Annotated in this window: 14 protein-coding genes; 9 read left to right on the top strand and 5 right to left on the bottom strand. The window is 69.8% G+C overall.

The window, feature by feature from the left end; all coding sequences use genetic code 11:
- Positions 1-33 precede the first annotated feature (33 nt).
- The 3 genes from BR39_RS0103440 to BR39_RS0103430 are packed head-to-tail and all read left to right on the top strand — an operon-like array spanning position 34 to position 2,455.
- Positions 34-540, top strand: coding sequence for a hypothetical protein (locus BR39_RS0103440; RefSeq protein WP_029907755.1), 507 nt, complete (start codon positions 34-36; stop codon positions 538-540).
- A gap of 3 nt (positions 541-543) precedes the next feature.
- A complete protein-coding gene (locus BR39_RS0103435; protein ID WP_029907754.1) occupies positions 544-1,566 on the top strand; it encodes an AAA family ATPase in 1,023 nt (340 codons plus the stop codon).
- Position 1,567: 1 nt separating this feature from the next.
- Positions 1,568-2,455 carry a hypothetical protein gene (locus BR39_RS0103430; RefSeq protein WP_156035570.1) on the top strand — a complete coding sequence of 296 codons (888 nt, stop codon included), beginning with the start codon at positions 1,568-1,570 and terminating at the stop codon, positions 2,453-2,455.
- Positions 2,456-2,485: 30 nt separating this feature from the next.
- On the opposite strand, the gene BR39_RS0103425 is transcribed toward BR39_RS0103430, so the two are convergent.
- Entirely contained in the window at positions 2,486-5,560 is a 3,075-nt protein-coding gene (locus BR39_RS0103425; protein WP_029907751.1) for an efflux RND transporter permease subunit, read from the bottom strand.
- A gap of 229 nt (positions 5,561-5,789) precedes the next feature.
- A complete protein-coding gene (locus BR39_RS0103420; RefSeq protein ID WP_029907749.1) occupies positions 5,790-6,851 on the bottom strand; it encodes an efflux RND transporter periplasmic adaptor subunit in 1,062 nt (353 codons plus the stop codon).
- A gap of 252 nt (positions 6,852-7,103) precedes the next feature.
- Here BR39_RS0103420 and BR39_RS0103415 point away from each other — a divergent pair, with 252 nt between their 5' ends.
- Both BR39_RS0103415 and BR39_RS0103410 read left to right on the top strand, forming a co-directional pair.
- Positions 7,104-7,739, top strand: a complete 636-nt coding sequence (locus BR39_RS0103415; protein ID WP_029907747.1) for a TetR/AcrR family transcriptional regulator — start codon at positions 7,104-7,106, stop codon at positions 7,737-7,739.
- 59 nt (positions 7,740-7,798) lie between these two features.
- On the top strand, positions 7,799-7,996 hold the full coding sequence (locus BR39_RS0103410; RefSeq protein WP_029907746.1) for a hypothetical protein: 198 nt from the start codon (positions 7,799-7,801) through the stop codon (positions 7,994-7,996).
- Positions 7,997-8,153: 157 nt separating this feature from the next.
- Here the strand turns inward: BR39_RS0103410 and BR39_RS0103405 are convergent, their stop codons facing one another.
- The gene (locus BR39_RS0103405) at positions 8,154-9,197 is read right to left on the bottom strand and encodes an alpha/beta hydrolase (RefSeq protein ID WP_029907743.1); all 1,044 of its coding nucleotides are present in this window, start codon (positions 9,195-9,197) and stop codon (positions 8,154-8,156) included.
- Positions 9,198-9,332: 135 nt separating this feature from the next.
- On the opposite strand from BR39_RS0103405, the gene BR39_RS0103400 reads away from it, so the two are divergent.
- Together BR39_RS0103400 and BR39_RS0103395 are read left to right on the top strand one after the other, a co-directional pair.
- Positions 9,333-9,578 carry a hypothetical protein gene (locus BR39_RS0103400; protein ID WP_029907741.1) on the top strand — a complete coding sequence of 82 codons (246 nt, stop codon included), beginning with the start codon at positions 9,333-9,335 and terminating at the stop codon, positions 9,576-9,578.
- Positions 9,579-9,661: 83 nt separating this feature from the next.
- The gene (locus BR39_RS0103395; RefSeq protein ID WP_029907739.1) at positions 9,662-10,555 is read left to right on the top strand and encodes a DMT family transporter; all 894 of its coding nucleotides are present in this window, start codon (positions 9,662-9,664) and stop codon (positions 10,553-10,555) included.
- Positions 10,556-10,645: 90 nt separating this feature from the next.
- On the opposite strand, the gene BR39_RS0103390 is transcribed toward BR39_RS0103395, so the two are convergent.
- On the bottom strand, positions 10,646-11,578 hold the full coding sequence (locus BR39_RS0103390; protein ID WP_029907737.1) for an iron-containing redox enzyme family protein: 933 nt from the start codon (positions 11,576-11,578) through the stop codon (positions 10,646-10,648).
- A gap of 88 nt (positions 11,579-11,666) precedes the next feature.
- Positions 11,667-11,948, bottom strand: a complete 282-nt coding sequence (locus BR39_RS0103385) for a hypothetical protein (RefSeq protein WP_029907736.1) — start codon at positions 11,946-11,948, stop codon at positions 11,667-11,669.
- Positions 11,949-12,172: 224 nt separating this feature from the next.
- Between BR39_RS0103385 and BR39_RS0103380 the strand changes: the two genes are divergently transcribed.
- Both BR39_RS0103380 and BR39_RS0103375 read left to right on the top strand, forming a co-directional pair.
- Positions 12,173-14,071: a potassium transporter Kup gene (locus BR39_RS0103380; RefSeq protein WP_029907733.1), complete on the top strand. Its 1,899-nt coding sequence runs from the start codon at positions 12,173-12,175 to the stop codon at positions 14,069-14,071.
- Positions 14,072-14,170: 99 nt separating this feature from the next.
- Positions 14,171-16,987 (top strand): pitrilysin family protein, encoded by a 2,817-nt coding sequence (locus BR39_RS0103375; RefSeq protein WP_029907732.1) that lies wholly within the window; start codon positions 14,171-14,173, stop codon positions 16,985-16,987.
- The last annotated feature ends 8 nt before the right edge of the window (positions 16,988-16,995 follow it).

The following is a 16,995-nucleotide window of genomic DNA, read 5'->3' as shown; positions in this document are numbered from 1 at the left end:
CGAAAGATACCGTATGTTGCGGTCGGGGCCGCTATGCTGGCTCTATGGATCGCGCCCGTTCTGCTGCTGCATGCAGGGGTGAAGTCCTGGTCCGACGCCGGGGTCATTGGCGACTCCTTCGGCCTTGTGAACTCGCTGTTTTCGGGGATCGCTTTGCTGGGCGTCCTCTACACGCTTCATCAGCAACACCGCGACGCCATGAAGCGCGACGAGCAGTTCCTCGAGGACCAGGCTTCTTCGAGAAGCAGCCTGGACCAGCTGATACTCTCGACCCGACTGCAGATCATCACGACGATCGTCAGCGAAAACAGAAAGTCGATCCTGGAGCTGCGGCCGGAGCTGAAGGAGGTTCCCGCTTCGGTGCTGATGTTGATCGATCTGAAGTCCCGCATCCAGAGCGACGAGCGCACCAGCTCCCTGGTTCGCGAGGGGACGTCGGAAGTCATCGCGCTGATCGACGAGCTGATCGCCGCCAGCAGCGAGGTCCGGGACATACGCGCGGCGATGCAGGGTCTCGTCAATCGTCAGGCGGAGAGCTGAGCGATGGAGGCGGACGGCGAGCTGATCCCCCCGCGGCGCAGAAGGTCGGCTTCCGGCAGGGCGCTTCGCCTGAACGTCGAAAAGGACAAGTCGAAGGGCCGCGAACGCCGGGCCTCCGACATCCGAGCTCATCTGGATTCCTTCGTCGTCGGCCAGGAGGAGGCGAAGGAGCGGTTGAGCCTCATCCTCTCCATGTACCTGTCCTGGGACTCCAAGAAGAACGTGCTGCACCCGCCACCCAACGGTCTCGTCCTGGGGCCGACCGGATCGGGCAAGACCTTTTCCATCCAGATCGCGTGCGCCTATCTCGGCATCCCGTTCCTGATCGTGGACAGCACGACCCTGGTTCCGTCGGGCGCCAGGGGCGGGTCGGCGGTCGAGGAGATCGAATACAGGATCAACAATCTCATCGGCGATCGCGGCAAGATCGTCGTGTTCCTGGACGAGTTCGACAAGATCGCGGCGAAGTCCCACGACAACAACCGCGAATGGAAAGTCGACATCCAGAGATCCCTCCTGAAGTTCATAGAGGGCCAGGCGAAGGTCGCCGAGGGCGGGACGGGGTCGAGCGCGATGGTGCTGGCGGGCGGGGCGTTCGTCGATATCGACGGCACCGAGAACACCCGAAAGCGCCGTCCGGAGGTGGCCAGGCTGCTGAGAGAGGCGCCCAAGGGCACGATCGTCTCGGATGATCTCGTCAATTTCGGCTTCATGCCGGAGCTGGTCGCGCGGCTCCCGGCCATCATCCAGTACGAGTCCCTGCCGGAAGACGCCCTTCTGCAGATACTGAGGCACGGGCGCACCTCGCCTCTACTGGTGTGGCGACAGCATTTTCGAAGAATTGGGAAGACGTTGAAGTTCTCGGACGGCTTCATGCGGGCCGTCGCCAAGCGGGCGGCCGCCCTGTCCATGGGCGCGCGCGGCCTGCAGCAGATCGTCTTCCCGGCCTTGGCCAAGCGGGCCTACGCCTTCGAAGGCAACACCGAGAAGGTGATCAATATAACTGAAGAGATTCTGGAGATATAGTATGGGAAATCTGGTTATACCGGATTGGCAAAATCTAGCTCCGGTAAACGCGTTCCAATACAAGGTCGGGGATATAAACGGGTTCACCCTGACCGCCTATTTCCCGGCGATCGCCGACTGGGAAGATGGCGCGCTGCGGGCGCGACTTCAGGAACGGTTGCGCGAGGATGTCGCGAGCCTTCTGAGAACGGCGGAATTCTTCAACGAAAGCTCCCTGGAGAATAGAAAGGGGGCGGACTATTTCGCGGTCGAATTCAAGGACGACATCTACGACTTCCAGGTCGCCGTCTACCAGGACAGGATTGTCGTCCGCAAGGCCGGCGTCCAGCTGCCCACCTTCCATCACTGGTACCATGCCGCGGTGCCTGGGTTTAAGCAGATATTCGACTCCATTCTGAGCGTCCTGGATAAGGAACGCGGAATGGTGCACAGCGTCACCAGCGTGCAGTATAATTTCGATTTCGTGGCTTATGACTTCGTGCAGCTCGGCAAGAAGCTGCACAACTATTATGTTCTCGGGAAGCTGATAACCCAGGTTCCCGAAGAGTCCGGCGAAATCGTCAATATCGAGGCCGGGAAGCACAGCGTCAGCAGGTTGGACTACAAGGTCAACACCTGGGACGGGGTCGGCGACCGCAGAAGGCGCTTCACCTATGCGGTGAAGGCCCCGTCGAACAGGACCTATGCCGGGCTCTGGTTCGAGCTGTCCTATGGCAGCGAAACCTATACCGATCCGGACACCCAGACCCGGGAATGGTCGAACCCGGGCGTGCTGCTCGAAGAGTACAGTCGCGTCTACGACTTCATGTGGGCCAAGGGCCTGGGCGGCTTCATGCGGTCGCTGCTGGGCCACCTGGAGTTCAAGACGACGGCCAGCTACATCCCCTGAAGCCGGCGCGCCCTGGGCGGAAGCGGTGCGTCAGGCCCGCTCCGCCTTCCCCCGGGCCGTCAGCCAGTACATCACCGGCGTCGCCACCCGCGACAGCACCGTGCTGGTGATCAGCCCGCCGATGATCACGATGGCCAGCGGGGAGTAGAGCCCCGACCCCTCCATCGCCAGCGGCAGCAGCCCGCCGATGGCCGTCACGCTGGTCAGCAGCACCGGCAGGAACCGCACCTCGCCGGCGCGCTCGATGGCGTCGTGCAGGCCCATGCCGCCCTTGCGCAGCTGTTCGGTGAAGTCGACCAGCAGGATCGAGTTCTTGATCTCGATGCCGATGAGCGCGATCAGCCCGATGGTCGCGGTGAAGCTCAGCGAATAGCCGGTGATCCACAGGGCCGCCACGGCCCCGAACAGGCCGAACGGGATGATGCCGGCCACCACCAGGGCGGTCTTGAACTTCTGGAACTCCAGGACCAGCACCGCCAGGATGCCGAACACCGCCACCATCACCGCCGCGCCCAGGCCGGCGAAGCTCTCCGACTGGGCCTCGGCCTGGCCGCCCAGGGTCAGGCGGTAGCCGGGCGGCATGGGCAGCTCGCGGTCCAGGCGCGCGACCACGTCCTGGGTGAGCTTGGCGGTCAGGTAGCCGGTCTGGACATAGGCGCTGACGGCCACCGTGCGCTCGCGGTCGAAGCGGTCGATGCGGGCGGGGCTGGAGCGCAGGGTCGGGGTGGCGATCGAGCCCAGGGGCGCGGCCTCGCCGTCGGCGGTGGGGACGTAGATCTTGGACAGGTCGGCCAGGGCGTTGCGGCTGCCCAGCGGATTGGGGCCCACGCTCATGGGCAGCCGGACTTTCACCGCATAGTCGTCGCCGTCGGGATCGCGGAAGCGGCCGGTCTCCTCGCCCGACAGCGCCAGGCGGGCGGCGCGGCGCGGGGCCCCGGCCGGCACGCCCAGAGCGGCGGCCTTGCCCTCGTCGACGCCCAGGTCCAGGTCGGTGCGGTCCAGCCGCACGGGGTTGTTGACGTCGCGCGTGCCGGGCGTGGCCTTCAGGACCTGCTCGGCGCGGGCGGCCAGGGCCTTGAGCACCTCCAGGTTCTGGCCGGTCAGGCGGATCACCACCGGGGCGTCGATCGGCGGGCCGTTCTCGAAGGTGACGACGCTGATCCGCGCCCCGGGGAAGCGGGCGAAATCCTCGCGCAGGCGGTCCAGCACCTTCTCGCTCTGGCCCGGCTCCCAGCGCTCCAGGCTGGCGAACACCTCGGCATAGGTGGTGGCGCTCTCGCGCTGGGTGATGTTGTAGAAGATCTGCGGATTGCCGCGGCCCAGGTTGTCGGCCTGCCAGACGATCTTGGGCTCCTGCTTCAGCCGGGCCTCGACGAAGCGCAGGGCGCGGTCGGTGCGGGCCAGGGGGCTGCCGTCGGGGGTCTCGACCCGGACCAGGAACTGCGGCGTCTCGGCGGCCGGGAACAGGGACGAGCCGACGATCTTCAGCATCGGCACGGTGGTGGCGCAGATCGCCAGCATGATCGCCAGGCTCAGCCACGGCCGCGCCAGGGCGAAGTGCAGCACCGGCCGGTAGAAGCGGTGGATCGCGCCGTTCACGCCGCGCAGCAGCGGATTGCCTTCCGGGTCCGAGTGTTTGTCCAGCACCCGGCTGGCCAGGAACGGGATGATGGTCATCGACACCAGCAGCGAGGCGCCCACGGTGCACAGCACCGTCACCGGCAGCGACTTGATGTAGGCGCCGGAACCCGCCGGCAGGGCCATCAGCGGCAGGAAGGCCAGCATCAGGCAGGCCGTGCAGCCCAGCACCGCCAGGGCGATCTGGTTGGCGCCGTTGACGGCGGCGGCCGTGCGCTCCTCGCCCTCGCGGATGCGGCGGGCGATGTTCTCGGTGATGACGATGCTGTCGTCGACCAGCAGGCCCAGGGCCAGCACGAAGCCGGCGATCGACAGCTGGTTCAGGGTGAAGCCGAAGGCCTGCAGCAGCACCAGGCCGATCAGCAGGGAGAGCGGGATCGACACCATCACCACCAGGCCGGCGCGCGGCCCCAGCGGCAGCAGGGTGATCAGCACCAGGGCCAGGGCGATGCCGAAGTCGCGGAACAGGTTGTTCAGGCGATGCTCGACATTGCGGGCCTGGACGAAGCCGCGCTCCAGCTTCACCCCGGCCGGCAGGGTCTTCTCGTAGTCGTCCAGCACCTTGTCGACGCTGGCGGTGATCTTGGCGACGTCCTGGCCGTCCTTCTGGGTGACGGTGACGAACACCGCGCGCTTGCCGTTGAAGCGCGCCAGGTGGGTGGGCTCGTCCTGGGCCCAGGCCACCTGGGCCACGTCGCGCACCCGCACCACCTGGCCGCCGATCGAGCGCACCGGGGTGTCCTTGACCGCGTCCAGCGAGCGGAAGGCCCCGCCGGCCTTGACGTTGAACCGCCGGTCGCCGGCCTGGACGGCCCCGATCGGGGCCTCGGCCCCGGCGCCCTTCAGGGCGTCGGAGACAGCGGTGGCGGGCAGCTTCAGGGCCGACAGCCGCGCCAGGTCCAGCGACACCCGCACCTCCGACGGCGGCGCGCCGTAGTACAGCGACTGGCGCACGCCGGGCACGCGGTCGAGGCGTTCGCGGAGCCGATCGGCCACCTTCTCCAGGCGGCGCATGGGCAGGACGTCGGAGGTGAGGGCCACCTGGACGATCGACACCTCGGTGGTGCGCACGCGGTCGATGTCGAGGCGGGCCAGGCCGGCGGGCAGGTTGCCCCGGATGGCGTTCACCTCGCGCACCACCTGGTCGTACTTGCGCTCGGGGTCGACGTCCCAGGTGAAGTGGACGCGGATCACCGCCGCCCCGTCCAGGCTGGTGGACTCGACCTTGTCGATGTTGTCCAGGCCGTCGACCGCGTCTTCGATGGGGTCGGCGACCAGCTGCTCCATTTCCGACGGCTCCGCCCCGGGCAGGACGGCGCGGATCACCACGATGGGCACGGGGAAGTGCGGGTCCTCGGACCGCGGCACGTTCATGAAGGCGTTCAGGCCCAGCATCACCAGCAGGCCGAAGGCGACCAGGGTGAACTGCCAGCGGCGGACCGCGAACCCGGCGAGGTCGAACTTCATGCGAAGCCCCCAACGCCCGTCACACCCTCAGCCCCCGTCATCCTCGGACTTGTTCCGAGGACCCCTGCTTCAACCAAGTTGCCGCTCCAAGGCGCGCGCGGCGTCGACGAGCGCTGGCCCGCCCCCGACAGCGCGGCGGCGCGAGGGGTCCTCGGAACAAGTCCGAGGATGACGGGGGAGGGGGGCGCGAGATGCTTGCGTTCGTCACGCATGATGGAGGCCACCGGCATCACTTGCCCGCCTTCGCCGCGCCCAGCGCCTTCGGGTCCGTCACCGTCACCCTATCCCCGTCGGAGACGAAACCCGCGCCGGCGGTGATCACCCGCGTCCCGTCGGGCAGGCCGGCGACCAGGGCGTCGTCGCCGTCGAAGCCGCCGAACTGGACCGGCGTGCGACGGGCGCGGCCTCCATCCAGCCGCAGCACGGCCGCCTTGCCGCCCGACGCCTCGAGCACCGCCTCGGCGGGGATGCGGGCGAAGGTCGGACCCGTCGTGGCCGGCGCGCGGCTGGCCAGGCGCGCGGTGGCGATCTGGCCGCTGCGCAGGTCGGGTCGGGCGGCGACCTCGATCTCGACGGTCACCGCCCCGGTGCGGGCGTCGGCCGACTGGCCCACGCGGGTGACGCGTCCGGCCAGGACCTGGTCGGGCAGGGCGTCCACCGTCACCTCGACCGGCGTCCCGACGCTCACCCCCGCCACCTCGCGGTCGGGCAGGGGCACGCGCAGCACCAGCGGGCTGTTGAGGTCGGCGACGGTGACCACGGCCTGGCCGGGCTTGACCACCTCGCCGGCCTGGGCCTTGCGCTCCAGCACCACGCCGGACGCCGGCGAGACCAGCTGGGCCCAGCGCCGGTCGAAGGCGGCGGAATTGTAGGCGGCGGCGGCCGAGCGCACGGCGCTCTCGGCGTCGTCGACCCGCACCTTGGCCACGTAGCCCTTGGCGTAGAGGGTCTTGGCGCGCTCCAGGTCGCGGCGGGCCTTGTCGAGGTCGGACGACGAGGCCTGCTGGCGGGCGTCGACGGCGGCGGGGTCGATGCTGGCCAGCACCTGGCCGGCCCGGACCGGGTCGCCGGCCTCGACCCCGACCTTGGTCAGCACCCCGGCGATGCGGAACGACAGCGCCATCTCGCGGCGGCGCTCCAGGGTCCCGGTGGCGGTGACCCCGCCGCTGGCGCGCGGGGCGCCGACGGCGACGGCCTCCACCGCCTGGGGCGGCGGCGGGGCGGCGGGGGTCTTGGCGGGACCGCAGGCGGCGAGGGTCAGGAGGAGCGCGGCGGACGCCCCCTCCGTCACGAGGCTGCGCCTCGCGCCACCTCCCCCGCTGCGCGGGTGAGGAGAAGGTCGACGCGGGTCCTCCTCACCCGTGAAACGGGGGAGGTGGCGCGTCGCCATCGGCAACGTGACGGAGGGGGCGTCCCGCAGCGATCCGGCTTTCAAGTCCTCGCCCACAGCCCAACCCCTCGACTATCGATCAGCGATAAGTTATCAGTGATAGATTATCGCTTCTTGTCAAGCCGCCTCGGGCCTGGGAAAGGCTGAAACACGATGAAGTCGCCCCAGGTCCGATCGCCGCGTAAACCCAAGGGCCAGGGGGCCGAGCGCCGCGAGGAGATCCTCGACGCGGCCCTGCGGCTGTTCAGCGCCAAGGACGTGCACGGGGTCTCGACCCGGCAGATCGCCGAGGCGGCGGGGATCAGCCAGCCGGCGCTCTACGCCTATTTCGCCACCAAGGACGACCTGATCGCCGAGCTGTGCGTGCGGGCCTTCGCCAAGCTCAAGGCGCGGATGGACGACGGCAGGTCGCGCTGGACGCCGACGCCCGAAATGTTCGACCGGGCGATGATGACCTATATCGACTTCGCCCTCAGCGAGCCCGACGCCTACCGCGTGGCCTTCATGGTCGAGAAGGGCCCCGAGGGCGCGTTCCACGCCCGCACCGGCGGACGGCCGATGGCGGCGGGCATGGAGGCCTTCCAGGGCTTCGTGGCCATGATCGCCGACCTGCACGCCGCCGGCCTGACCCGCGACGACGACCCCCTGCGCCTGACCCAGACCCTGTGGGCCGGCCTGCACGGCCTGGTCTCGCTGCTGATCGCCCGCTCCGAGTTCCCGTGGGTCGAGCGCGAGGCCCTGATCGCCGGCCACATCGCCATGCTGCGGCGCGGGGCGCTGAAGGGGTGATTTCCGGGGGAACACCCCTTATATCCGCCGTTCCCCATCCCGAACGCCGGAACACCCCCATGGCCAAGCTGCAGCCCCTCGAAACCTTCAGCCTGCAGGAAACCGAGGACGGCTACCGCCTGCTGGTCTCGGCCGTCGGCGGCGAGGCGCTCTACGTCTCGATCACGCCCGACCAGATGGACGACATCATCGAGAGCCTGGAAGCGGCCATGGGCGGGGAAGAGGAAGAGGGCGCCGAGGAAGACGAGGCGTTCTAGCTCCGCCCCCTACGGGGGCGGACAGGCGACGAAGTCGCCAGGTGGGGGCAAGTGGGTGAGCCACGATCCCCGTCCGTCGCCGCGGCGGCGAACACTTGCCCCCTACGGGTCGCTTCGCGACCGTCTTCCCCCGCAGGGGGAAGAGCGCTCCGCCCCCTCACTCCCCCTGCGTCAGCACCTGGCCGTTGATCAGCTGCTGGCCCAGCATCTTCACCACCTCGGGGCTCTGGGCGAACTTGCCGTGGTTGAGGCTGTCGCCGGCCTTCAGCTTGGTCAGGTCGATGACGGTGATGTTGCCGTTGGCCTCCAGCTTCGAGCGGAAGGGCTCGCGGCTGGGGTCGATGGCGCCCAGGCGCAGCAGGTTGCCCGACAGCAGGCGCGAGACCATCAGGGCCCGGTCGTCGCGCGAGACGAAGATGGTGATGTGCGGCGGGTTCGGGCCCAGGGCCTGCACCTGGTGGGCGAACACCTGCGGGTCGATGTCGGGCGAGGCCAGCACCACGTTGTTGATCTTGGCCGGCAGGCCGCCGCGGCGGATGGCCAGCTGGCGCAGGGCCTCCATGGTCAGGTAGGTGCCCATAGAGTGGGCCACCACGGTCATCTCCTTGACCGCCGGGGCGTCGGCCGCCTTGGTCAGGGCCTCCTCCAGGGCGTCGCGCGAATAGATCGCGCTGTCGCGGTCGTACTGGTAGTCCAGCAGCTTGCCGCGCGAGGGCCAGGTGAACAGCAGCGGCGCGGCGTCGGCCTGGGAGTCGGCCACGAACTGGGCGTAGCGGTAGACGGCGCTCTCGAACCGCGTGTTGAAGCCGTGCACGAACACCAGCAGCCGCGCGTGCTCGCCGCCCATGCGGTTGAACCAGGCCAGGGTGTTGGCCTTGTCGGACGGGGCCAGGCTGACGGTGGTGAACTCGGTGGCCGGGTCGGGCGGCTCGTGCTTGGGCCACTCGACGGCCCCGATCCTGTGGCCGGGCGGCACCGAGACCACGATCTCGGCGGCCGAGGCGCTGGTGTCGCGCTCGCCGCCGTAGATCACCCCCGGCGCGGGCGAGGCCGCGCGGGTGGTGACCACCAGCATGTCGATATGGCGCGCGCCGGGCGCCGCGGGCGCGGCGGTCGGCAGCAGGAAACCCTTGGGCGTGCTTCCGCAGGCGGCCAGGACGAACGCGGCGGCCAGTGCGGCGGTGAGGCGGCGGACGGCCACGGCGGTCTCCCAGGCGGAAGGCGCATCCTGGCGGATGTCGTCGAACCGTAAATCAGGCGATCTACCGACGTTGACCAAGGGATCGAGGTGAGTTCTCGCATTTCGATCCGCCGCCCGTGCTGCTAAAGCTTGGGCATGACTCAGCCGATCGATCGCCCTCCCGGTTTTCACGTCAGGCCTTGGGCGCTGGCCGCCATGGGCGTGTTCATGGCGATCTTCTGGGGCGCCGTCATGCTGGGCGTCGACGCTTTGGGGCTGATCGACGGCGAGCGAGGCGTGAGCAATCCGTGGCCGACCATCGTCCTGGCGGTTGTGTTCGGCGTGGTCTTTCCCGTGCTGTGGCTCCGACAAATGCGACGCCGTTTCCCGGGCGAGCGCTGAACCGCATCGACGCGTTCTCATTCGTCCGCCTCGCCGGCGCGCCCCCCATAGGGGGAAGACGCTGTAGCTGCTAGACACCGCCCATGTCCCGTTTCACCGCGTCCGCCAGCCTTCGCGCCGCCCTCCCTTACGTCTGTCTCCTGGGCGCGATGGTGTCGCTGTGCGCGGGCACCTCGTTCGCAAAGACGCTGTTCCCGCTGGTCGGGGCGCAGGGGACCAGCGCCTATCGCGTGGGTTTCTCGGCCCTGATCCTGTGCCTGATCTGGCGGCCCTGGCGCATGCCGATGACCCGCGGGGACCTGCTGGCCGTCGTCCGCTACGGGGCGGTGATGGGCGTGATGAACCTGTGCTTCTACATGGCCATCCGCACCATCCCGCTGGGCCTGGCCATCGCCATCGAGTTCACCGGACCGCTCAGCCTGGCGATGATCCACGCGCGCAAGCCGGTCCATTTCCTGTGGATCGCCCTGGCGGTCGCGGGCCTGGGCCTGCTGCTGCCGCTGGGCGACGTCAGCCTGAACCTCGACCTGGTCGGGGTGGGCTTCGCGGCGGCGGCGGGGGTGTGCTGGGCGCTGTACATCGTGGCCGGCCAGCGGACGGGGCACCTGCACGGCGGCCGCTCGGTGGCCCTGGGGATGGCCACGGCCGCCCTGGTGGTGGCGCCGTTCGGCCTGGTCGCGGCCGGGGCGGCCCTGCTCAGCCCGCTCGCCCTGGGCCTGGGCCTGGTGGTGGCGGTGGTGTCCAGCGCCATCCCCTATTCGCTGGAGATGGTCGCCCTGCGCGGCATCTCCAAGCGCAGCTTCGGGGTGATGCTGAGCCTGGAGCCGGCGGTCGGGGCCCTGGCCGGCCTGCTGGTGCTGGGCGAGCACCTGGTCGGCCGCCAGTGGCTGGCCATCGCCTTCGTCATCGCCGCCTCGGTGGGGACGGTGGTGACGGACCCGTCGCGCAAGCAGGCCGAGGCGCCGCTGCACGATTAGCAACCGGGGACATGCCCTCGCGGCGTGTCCCCAGGTCTTGGCGCGGCGCTTGCGGTTGGGGACACGCCGCAAGGGCATGTCCCCGGTCTGTCACTCCGCCGCGTAGACCACCGGGTGCACGTGCGCCCAAAGGTGCGCGCGATAGGTGTCGAAGCACTGCTCGCCGCAGATCAGGCGCATGACCGCGCCCTCGGCGATGAAGCGGGCGCAGTCGGGGAATTCGCTGACCAGGGGATGCAGGGCCTCGGCGTTCCAGGCCTTGGAATGCTCGATGTCCAGCTGGGCGTGCAGGGCGAAATACTTGCGGGCCGAGGGCGAGACGCCCAGGCGCTTGAGGCCGGCGTCGACGCAGGCCACGCGGCCGGGCGCCGTCAGCTCGACCACGCCCAGGGCGCCGATCGACTGGTAGGTGTAGCGCCGCGTCGTGGCGAAGGCGGTCATGGTGTTGGCCAGGGCCAGCGACTGCCACAGGGTGGAATCGATGGTCGGGGTCAGGCCCAGCACCTGCGTCGTGCGGGTCAGCATCGGGCCGTGCATGCCGGCGGCCGCGCCGCGGCCCATCTCGTCCCAGTAGTTGCGGGCCAGCTCCAGCTTGGCGCGGTCGCTGACCTTGACCTGGGTCATGGCCACCAGGTCGTCGAAGCCGGCCTCGCCGGCCGCCTCCTGGGTCAGGAACCACTGCAGGTCCGGAAGGCTGGCCGCGCCTTCGAGCCAGTCGAACAGCGGGTCGTCCTGGCCGGGGCCGGTCTCCCGCAGCTGTTCGAACCAGGCCACGAAGTCGTCGGCGTTGGTCGGCACGCCGCTGACCAGCGGCAGGATGTGGTCGCGGAACTGCTCGACATACTCGCCCTCGATCCGCTTCATCCGGGCGTCGTCGGACAGCTCGGCCCGCCAGTCGGGATCGGGCGTGCCGACCGCCAGGCGGCGGTGGTTCCAGTGGGCCAAGCCCCGGTGCAGGGCTTCGGCGTCGGGGAATTCCGGGGTGAAGGCGCCGATGCGCGCCAGTCGTTCGCCACCAAACACGGCGTGCTCCTGTCGGGTCTCTTTACGGAAATCGCGGACGGAAAAGGCCGCCCCGGGGAGGGGGCGGCCTCGTCGTTTGATCGCGGGATCAGCGTTGGCCGGTGTTGCCCGGCTCGATGGCGCCGGTGTCGACGCCGCCTTCCAGGCCTTCGTCCAGGCCTTCGACGCGCGTGCCCTCGACGCCTTCGTTCAGGCCGTCGTCACGGCGCTGGCCCTGCTGGTTCTGCTGGCCCGGCGCGTTGCGCGCGGCGTCGTCCTGCTGCTGCTGCGGGGTACGGGTCTCGCCCTGCTGGTTCTGCTGGTCGGCCTGCCGGCGTTGGTCGTCGGACGGTTGCTGCTGCAGGTTCTCGCGGTTGTCTTGCTCGCCCATGGTCGTGGTTCCCTGATCGCGCCGGAGGCTTCCGGCGGGGAGATCAACGGGGCCCGGCGGCGGGTGTTCCTAAGTCGAGAAATCGACGAAAAGCCGCGCATCGGCGCTTATTCGATCCGTATACTGATCTTTATAACTCCCTTATGCCCGGCCCGGGAATCCGCATGGAGCCCTTATGCCCCGTGGGCGTAGGCCGTCGCTCCTTTCGACGGACTCCGGAGCCGATGGCCCATACATCCCCCGAACCGGCCGAGCCGGCCGCGCGCGCGGCCCGGTTCGGCGCCCTGTGGCTCGGCGCCCTGGGGGTGGTCTTCGGCGACATCGGCACCAGCCCGCTCTATTCGATGCGCGAGGCCCTGGCCCACGCCGGGGCGGTCGACCCGCGCCTGGCGGTGTTCGGGGTGGTGTCGCTGGTGTTCTGGGCCCTGACCCTGGTGGTCACGCTCAAATACGTCGTCATCGTCATGCGGGCCGACAACGGCGGCGAGGGCGGCACCCTGGCCCTGATGGCCCTGGCCCAGCGCGCGATGAAGAAGCGCTCGGCCTGGCTGATGCTGCTGGGCGTGGCGGGGGCGGCCCTGTTCTACGGCGACGGCCTGATCACCCCGGCGATCTCGGTGCTGTCGGCGGTGGAGGGCCTGACGACCGCCCCGGTGATCGGCCCGCACTTCGCCCCGTTCGTCCTGCCCCTGGCCGCCGCCATCCTGCTGGGCCTGTTCGCCGTGCAGATGCGCGGCACCGAGACCATGGGCAAGTTCTTCGGGCCGATCATGCTGGTCTGGTTCCTGACCCTGGCGGCCCTGGGCCTGCCGCACGTGCTGGCCCGCCCCGAGATCCTGGCCGCCCTGAACCCGATGCACGCCGTCCGCCTGCTGGTCGCCGACGGCCCTCTGGGCGTGACCATCCTGGGCAGCGTCTTCCTGTGCGTGACCGGGGCCGAGGCGCTGTACGCCGACATGGGCCACTTCGGCAAAGCCCCCATCCGCCTGGGCTGGCTGACCGTGGCCCTGCCGTGCCTGATGCTGAACTATCTGGGCCAGGGCGCCCTGTGCCTGGCCGACCCCGAGGCCATGGCCAACCCGTTCTTCGGCCTGATCCCCGACGCCTTCTACTGGCCGGTGATCATCCTCACGACCCTGGCCACCATCATCGCCAGCCAGGCGGTGATCACCGGCGCCTTCTCGGTCACCCAGCAGGCGGTGCAGCTGGGCCTGCTGCCGCGGATCAACATCAAGCGGACCAGCGAGACGGTGGCCGGCCAGATCTTCGTGCCGCCGATCAACGTCGCCCTGGCCGCGGGGGTGCTGTTCCTGCTGTTCATGTTCCGCACCTCGTCGAACATGGCCTCGGCCTACGGGGTGGCGGTGACCACGACCATGGTGGTGACCGTGGTCCTGCTGGCGGTGGTGATGCGCGGCTACTGGAAGTGGCCGCTGTGGGCCTGCGCCCTGCTGCTGGCCCCGTTCCTGGCCCTGGACCTGGTGTTCATGGGCGCCAACGTCCTGAAGATCGCCGACGGCGGCTGGGTGCCGCTGGTGGTGGCCGCCGCCATCGTCGTGGTCATGTGGACCTGGCGCGAGGGCGCCGACATCGTCCACGCCAAGGCCCACCGCGACAACATCCCCCTGGCCGACCTGATCGCCACCCTGGAGGCGCGGCCGCCGCACCGCGTGCCGGGCACGGCGATCTTCCTGACCGCCGACGCCGAGGTCGCGCCCACGGCCCTGCTGCACAATCTCAAGCACAACAAGATCCTGCACGCCGACAACATCGTCATGAGCGTGGTCACCGCCGACCGGCCGCGCGTGGACGAGAAGGACCGGATCGAGATCGCGCCGCTGGGCCCCGGCTTCAAGCGGGTGACCGTGCGCTACGGCTTCATGGAGACCCCGCACATCCCCCGCGCCCTGGGCAGCTGCCGCCGCCGGGGCCTGGCCTTCGACCTGATGTCGACCTCGTTCTTCGTCGGCCGCCGCACGGTGGTGGCCTCGCCCCACGAGGGCATGCCGCTGTGGCGCGACAAGCTGTTCATCTGGATGGTCAAGAACGCCGCCGACCCGGTCGACTTCTTCCACATCCCGGCGGGCCGGGTGGTGGAGATGGGGTCGCAGGTGGTGGTGTAGGGCGTGTTCGAACCCTCTGGCGAAGCGTCGCCATAACGGCTAGGCCTTCCCTGGGGTTGAGTTCAGCGTTCCGGGGGCGTCTTGAGGAAAATCGCGGGCATGGCGGGCGCGTTGGCGTTCGCCGTCATCGCCACGGGCGGCGCCCGGGCGGAGGAGGCCGTTCGGGCGGCCCCCAAGGTCGATCACGCGTCCCTGACGCCCGACCCCAGCATCACGCGCGGGACCCTGCCGAACGGCGTGCGTTACCTGATCATGCGCAACGCCGCGCCCAAGGGCGCGGTCTCGCTGCGGTTCGCGATCGACGTGGGCAGCTACGAGGAGGCCGATCCCGAGCGCGGCCTGGCCCACTTCATCGAGCACATGGCCTTCCGCTCGACGCGCGGCTTCCCGAACGGCGCGACCGACAAGGTCTTCGCGCCCTGGGGCGTGGCGTTCGGGCGCGACCAGAACGCCGCCACGACGATCTTCTCGACGACCTACCAGCTGGACATGCCCGCGCCCGACCCGGCGCAGTTGAAGACCGGCTTCGGCTGGCTGCGCGACGTGGCCGACGGCGTGATCTTCTCCGACGAGGCGGTGAACCTCGAGCGCGGCGTGGTGATCGCCGAGATGGAGTCCCGCAGCAATCCGCTGCTGACCGCCCAGGAGACCGCCGCCAAGTTCCAGGGCGCCGGCCAGCGGTCGGCCGAACGCTCGCCGATCGGCACGCTGGAGACGGTCCAGGCCGCCCGGGCGGCCGACCTCAAGCGCTTCTACGACACCTGGTACCGCCCCGAGCACGCCGTGGTGACCGTGGTCGGCGACATGCCGGTCGAGGACATGCGGGCGATGATCGAGAGCGCCTTCTCCAGCTGGACGGGGCGCGGCCCCAAGCCGGTGCGGGCCAAGATCGTGCAGCCGCCGCCCGGCCGGGTCCAGGACGCGCTGTCGGTGGCCGGCGAGAGCCTGCCCACCGTGCTCAGCGCCTGCCGGGTGCGCCCCGGCGACCCCGTCGCCAAGGACGACGTCGCGCGCCTGCGCGTCCGGACGCGCAGCCAGGTCTGGCAGGCGATCCTGAACCAGAGGCTGGCCCAGAAGGCCGCCGCCAACGAGGACCACCTGCTGGGCGCCATGGCCCTGTCGACCGAGGTGCGGGACATGGGGATCGCCTGCCTGATCGTCATGCCCACGGGCGACGGCTGGGCCGAGGCCCTGCGGGCCGGGGAAGCCGAGATCAACCGGTTCGCCAAGGACGGCCCTACCGAGCTGGAGGTGGAGAAGGCGGTCGAGATCGCCCGCGCCCGCCTGCGCGGCGGCGTGGTGGGCGTGGGGTCGCGCAAGTCGTCCAACCTGGCCGACGACATCGTCGCCAAGGCCCTGGTCGGCGACGTGGCGACCAGCCCCGCCGACGCCATCTACGCCTACGACCTGGCGGTGGAGGACATGACGCCCGACGAGGTCAAGGCCAGCTTCGCGGCGGATTGGACGGGCTCGGAGCCCCTGCTGTTCATGACGGGCGCCAAGCCGGCCTCGCGCGAGGCGCTGCTGGCCGCCTGGACCCGCGGGGCCGGCGAGACGCCGCAGGCGCGCTACGCCGACCGCGCCGCCCTGACCTGGGGCTATACGAGCTTCGGCAAGCCGGGGAAGGTGATCAAGCGCGAGCCGGTGGCCGATCCCGGCTTCACCCGCCTGCGCTTCGCCAACGGGCTGGTCCTGGATTTCAAGCAGACCAAGCTGGAGCCCAACAAGGTCGAGGTCCGGCTCAACTTCGGCGCCGGCCGGCGCGAGGTCGACGACAGCCAGTATGCCGCCGCCGAACTGGGCTCGGCGGTGGTGATCGCCGGCGGACTGGGCAAGCACAGCTTCGAGGACATCCAGACGATGTTCGAGACCCGGGCGGCCTGGGCCTTCCAGCTGGGCATGGGTCCCAAGGGCTTCTCGATGCGCAACACGACCTTCACCAGCGGGGTCGACGACCAGTTGCAGGTCATGGCCGCCTACATGTCGGACCCCGGGTTCCGGCCGTCGCTGGACGCGCGGCTGCCGACGGCCATCGACATGATGTACCGGACCTATCTGACCCAGCCGGAGGCCGCGGTGAACATGGCGGTCGCGCGCAAGATCGCGCCGGACTGGCCCGGCAACGCCCCGTCGCGCGAGGAGATGGCGCGGATCCGGTCGGCCGACTTCGAGCGCGTGTTCAAGCCGATCCTGACGACCGCGCCGGTCGAACTGACGATCGTCGGCGACATCGACGAGGCCACGGCGATCGCGGCGGTCTCGACCACCTTCGGCGCCCTGCCGGCGCGGTCGACCGCGCCGCGCGACCGGGTCCAGCCCCAGTTCATGCGCTACCCCGACGCGCCGGTCCCGCCGATCCACGTCACGCACGAAGGCCAGCGGGACAAGGCCGCCGCCCAGTTGCTCTGGCCGCTCTACGTCTCGACGCCGGAGCGCCGGCCCGAGGAGTATTCGCTCAAGCTGCTGGCGGCCGTGTTCGACACGGCGCTGCGCCGGCGCATCCGCGAGGAGCTGGGCAAGACCTACGCGCCCCAGGTCTTCACCCTGGGTCCCGATTTCGGCGACCAGGGCGTGCTGCAGGTCAATATCGACGCCGCCCCCAAGGACATCGACGCGCTGGTGGAGGAGGCGGGCAAGGTCGCCGCCCAGCTCCGGGCCGGCGAGATCACGCCCCAGATGCTGGAGGACGCGCGCCAGCCGATCATGGCCGCCGCCCGCGCCCGGCGCGACACCAACGCCTGGTGGGCCGGCGCGATGGCCGGCTCGAACCAGGACCCGGCGATCCTCGAGGAGGCGCTGAGCTACGAGCCGCTGATGTCGGCGGTGAGCCTGCAGGACGTGCGGGCGGCGGCGGCCAAATGGCTGGCCCGCGACCCGATCGTCGGCGTGGCCTATCCCGCGGGCTGGACGAAGTGAGCAGAACC

Source organism: Caulobacter sp. UNC358MFTsu5.1 (assembly GCF_000712075.1).
Lineage (GTDB): Bacteria > Pseudomonadota > Alphaproteobacteria > Caulobacterales > Caulobacteraceae > Caulobacter.
The sequence above is the reverse complement of the archived record's forward strand: the minus strand, read 5'-3'. Positions and strand labels throughout refer to the sequence as shown.

What these genes read in the sequence shown, in the direction of transcription:
- BR39_RS0103440 (WP_029907755.1), top strand. Translation starts at nt 34, where the DNA reads ATGCTGGCTCTATGGATCGCGCCCGTTCTGCTGCTGCATGCAGGGGTG.
- BR39_RS0103435 (WP_029907754.1), top strand. Translation starts at nt 544, where the DNA reads ATGGAGGCGGACGGCGAGCTGATCCCCCCGCGGCGCAGAAGGTCGGCT.
- BR39_RS0103430 (WP_156035570.1), top strand. Translation starts at nt 1,568, where the DNA reads ATGGGAAATCTGGTTATACCGGATTGGCAAAATCTAGCTCCGGTAAAC.
- BR39_RS0103425 (WP_029907751.1), bottom strand. Translation starts at nt 5,560, where the DNA reads ATGAAGTTCGACCTCGCCGGGTTCGCGGTCCGCCGCTGGCAGTTCACC.
- BR39_RS0103415 (WP_029907747.1), top strand. Translation starts at nt 7,104, where the DNA reads ATGAAGTCGCCCCAGGTCCGATCGCCGCGTAAACCCAAGGGCCAGGGG.
- BR39_RS0103410 (WP_029907746.1), top strand. Translation starts at nt 7,799, where the DNA reads ATGGCCAAGCTGCAGCCCCTCGAAACCTTCAGCCTGCAGGAAACCGAG.
- BR39_RS0103400 (WP_029907741.1), top strand. Translation starts at nt 9,333, where the DNA reads ATGACTCAGCCGATCGATCGCCCTCCCGGTTTTCACGTCAGGCCTTGG.
- BR39_RS0103395 (WP_029907739.1), top strand. Translation starts at nt 9,662, where the DNA reads ATGTCCCGTTTCACCGCGTCCGCCAGCCTTCGCGCCGCCCTCCCTTAC.
- BR39_RS0103385 (WP_029907736.1), bottom strand. Translation starts at nt 11,948, where the DNA reads ATGGGCGAGCAAGACAACCGCGAGAACCTGCAGCAGCAACCGTCCGAC.
- BR39_RS0103380 (WP_029907733.1), top strand. Translation starts at nt 12,173, where the DNA reads ATGGCCCATACATCCCCCGAACCGGCCGAGCCGGCCGCGCGCGCGGCC.
- BR39_RS0103375 (WP_029907732.1), top strand. Translation starts at nt 14,171, where the DNA reads ATGGCGGGCGCGTTGGCGTTCGCCGTCATCGCCACGGGCGGCGCCCGG.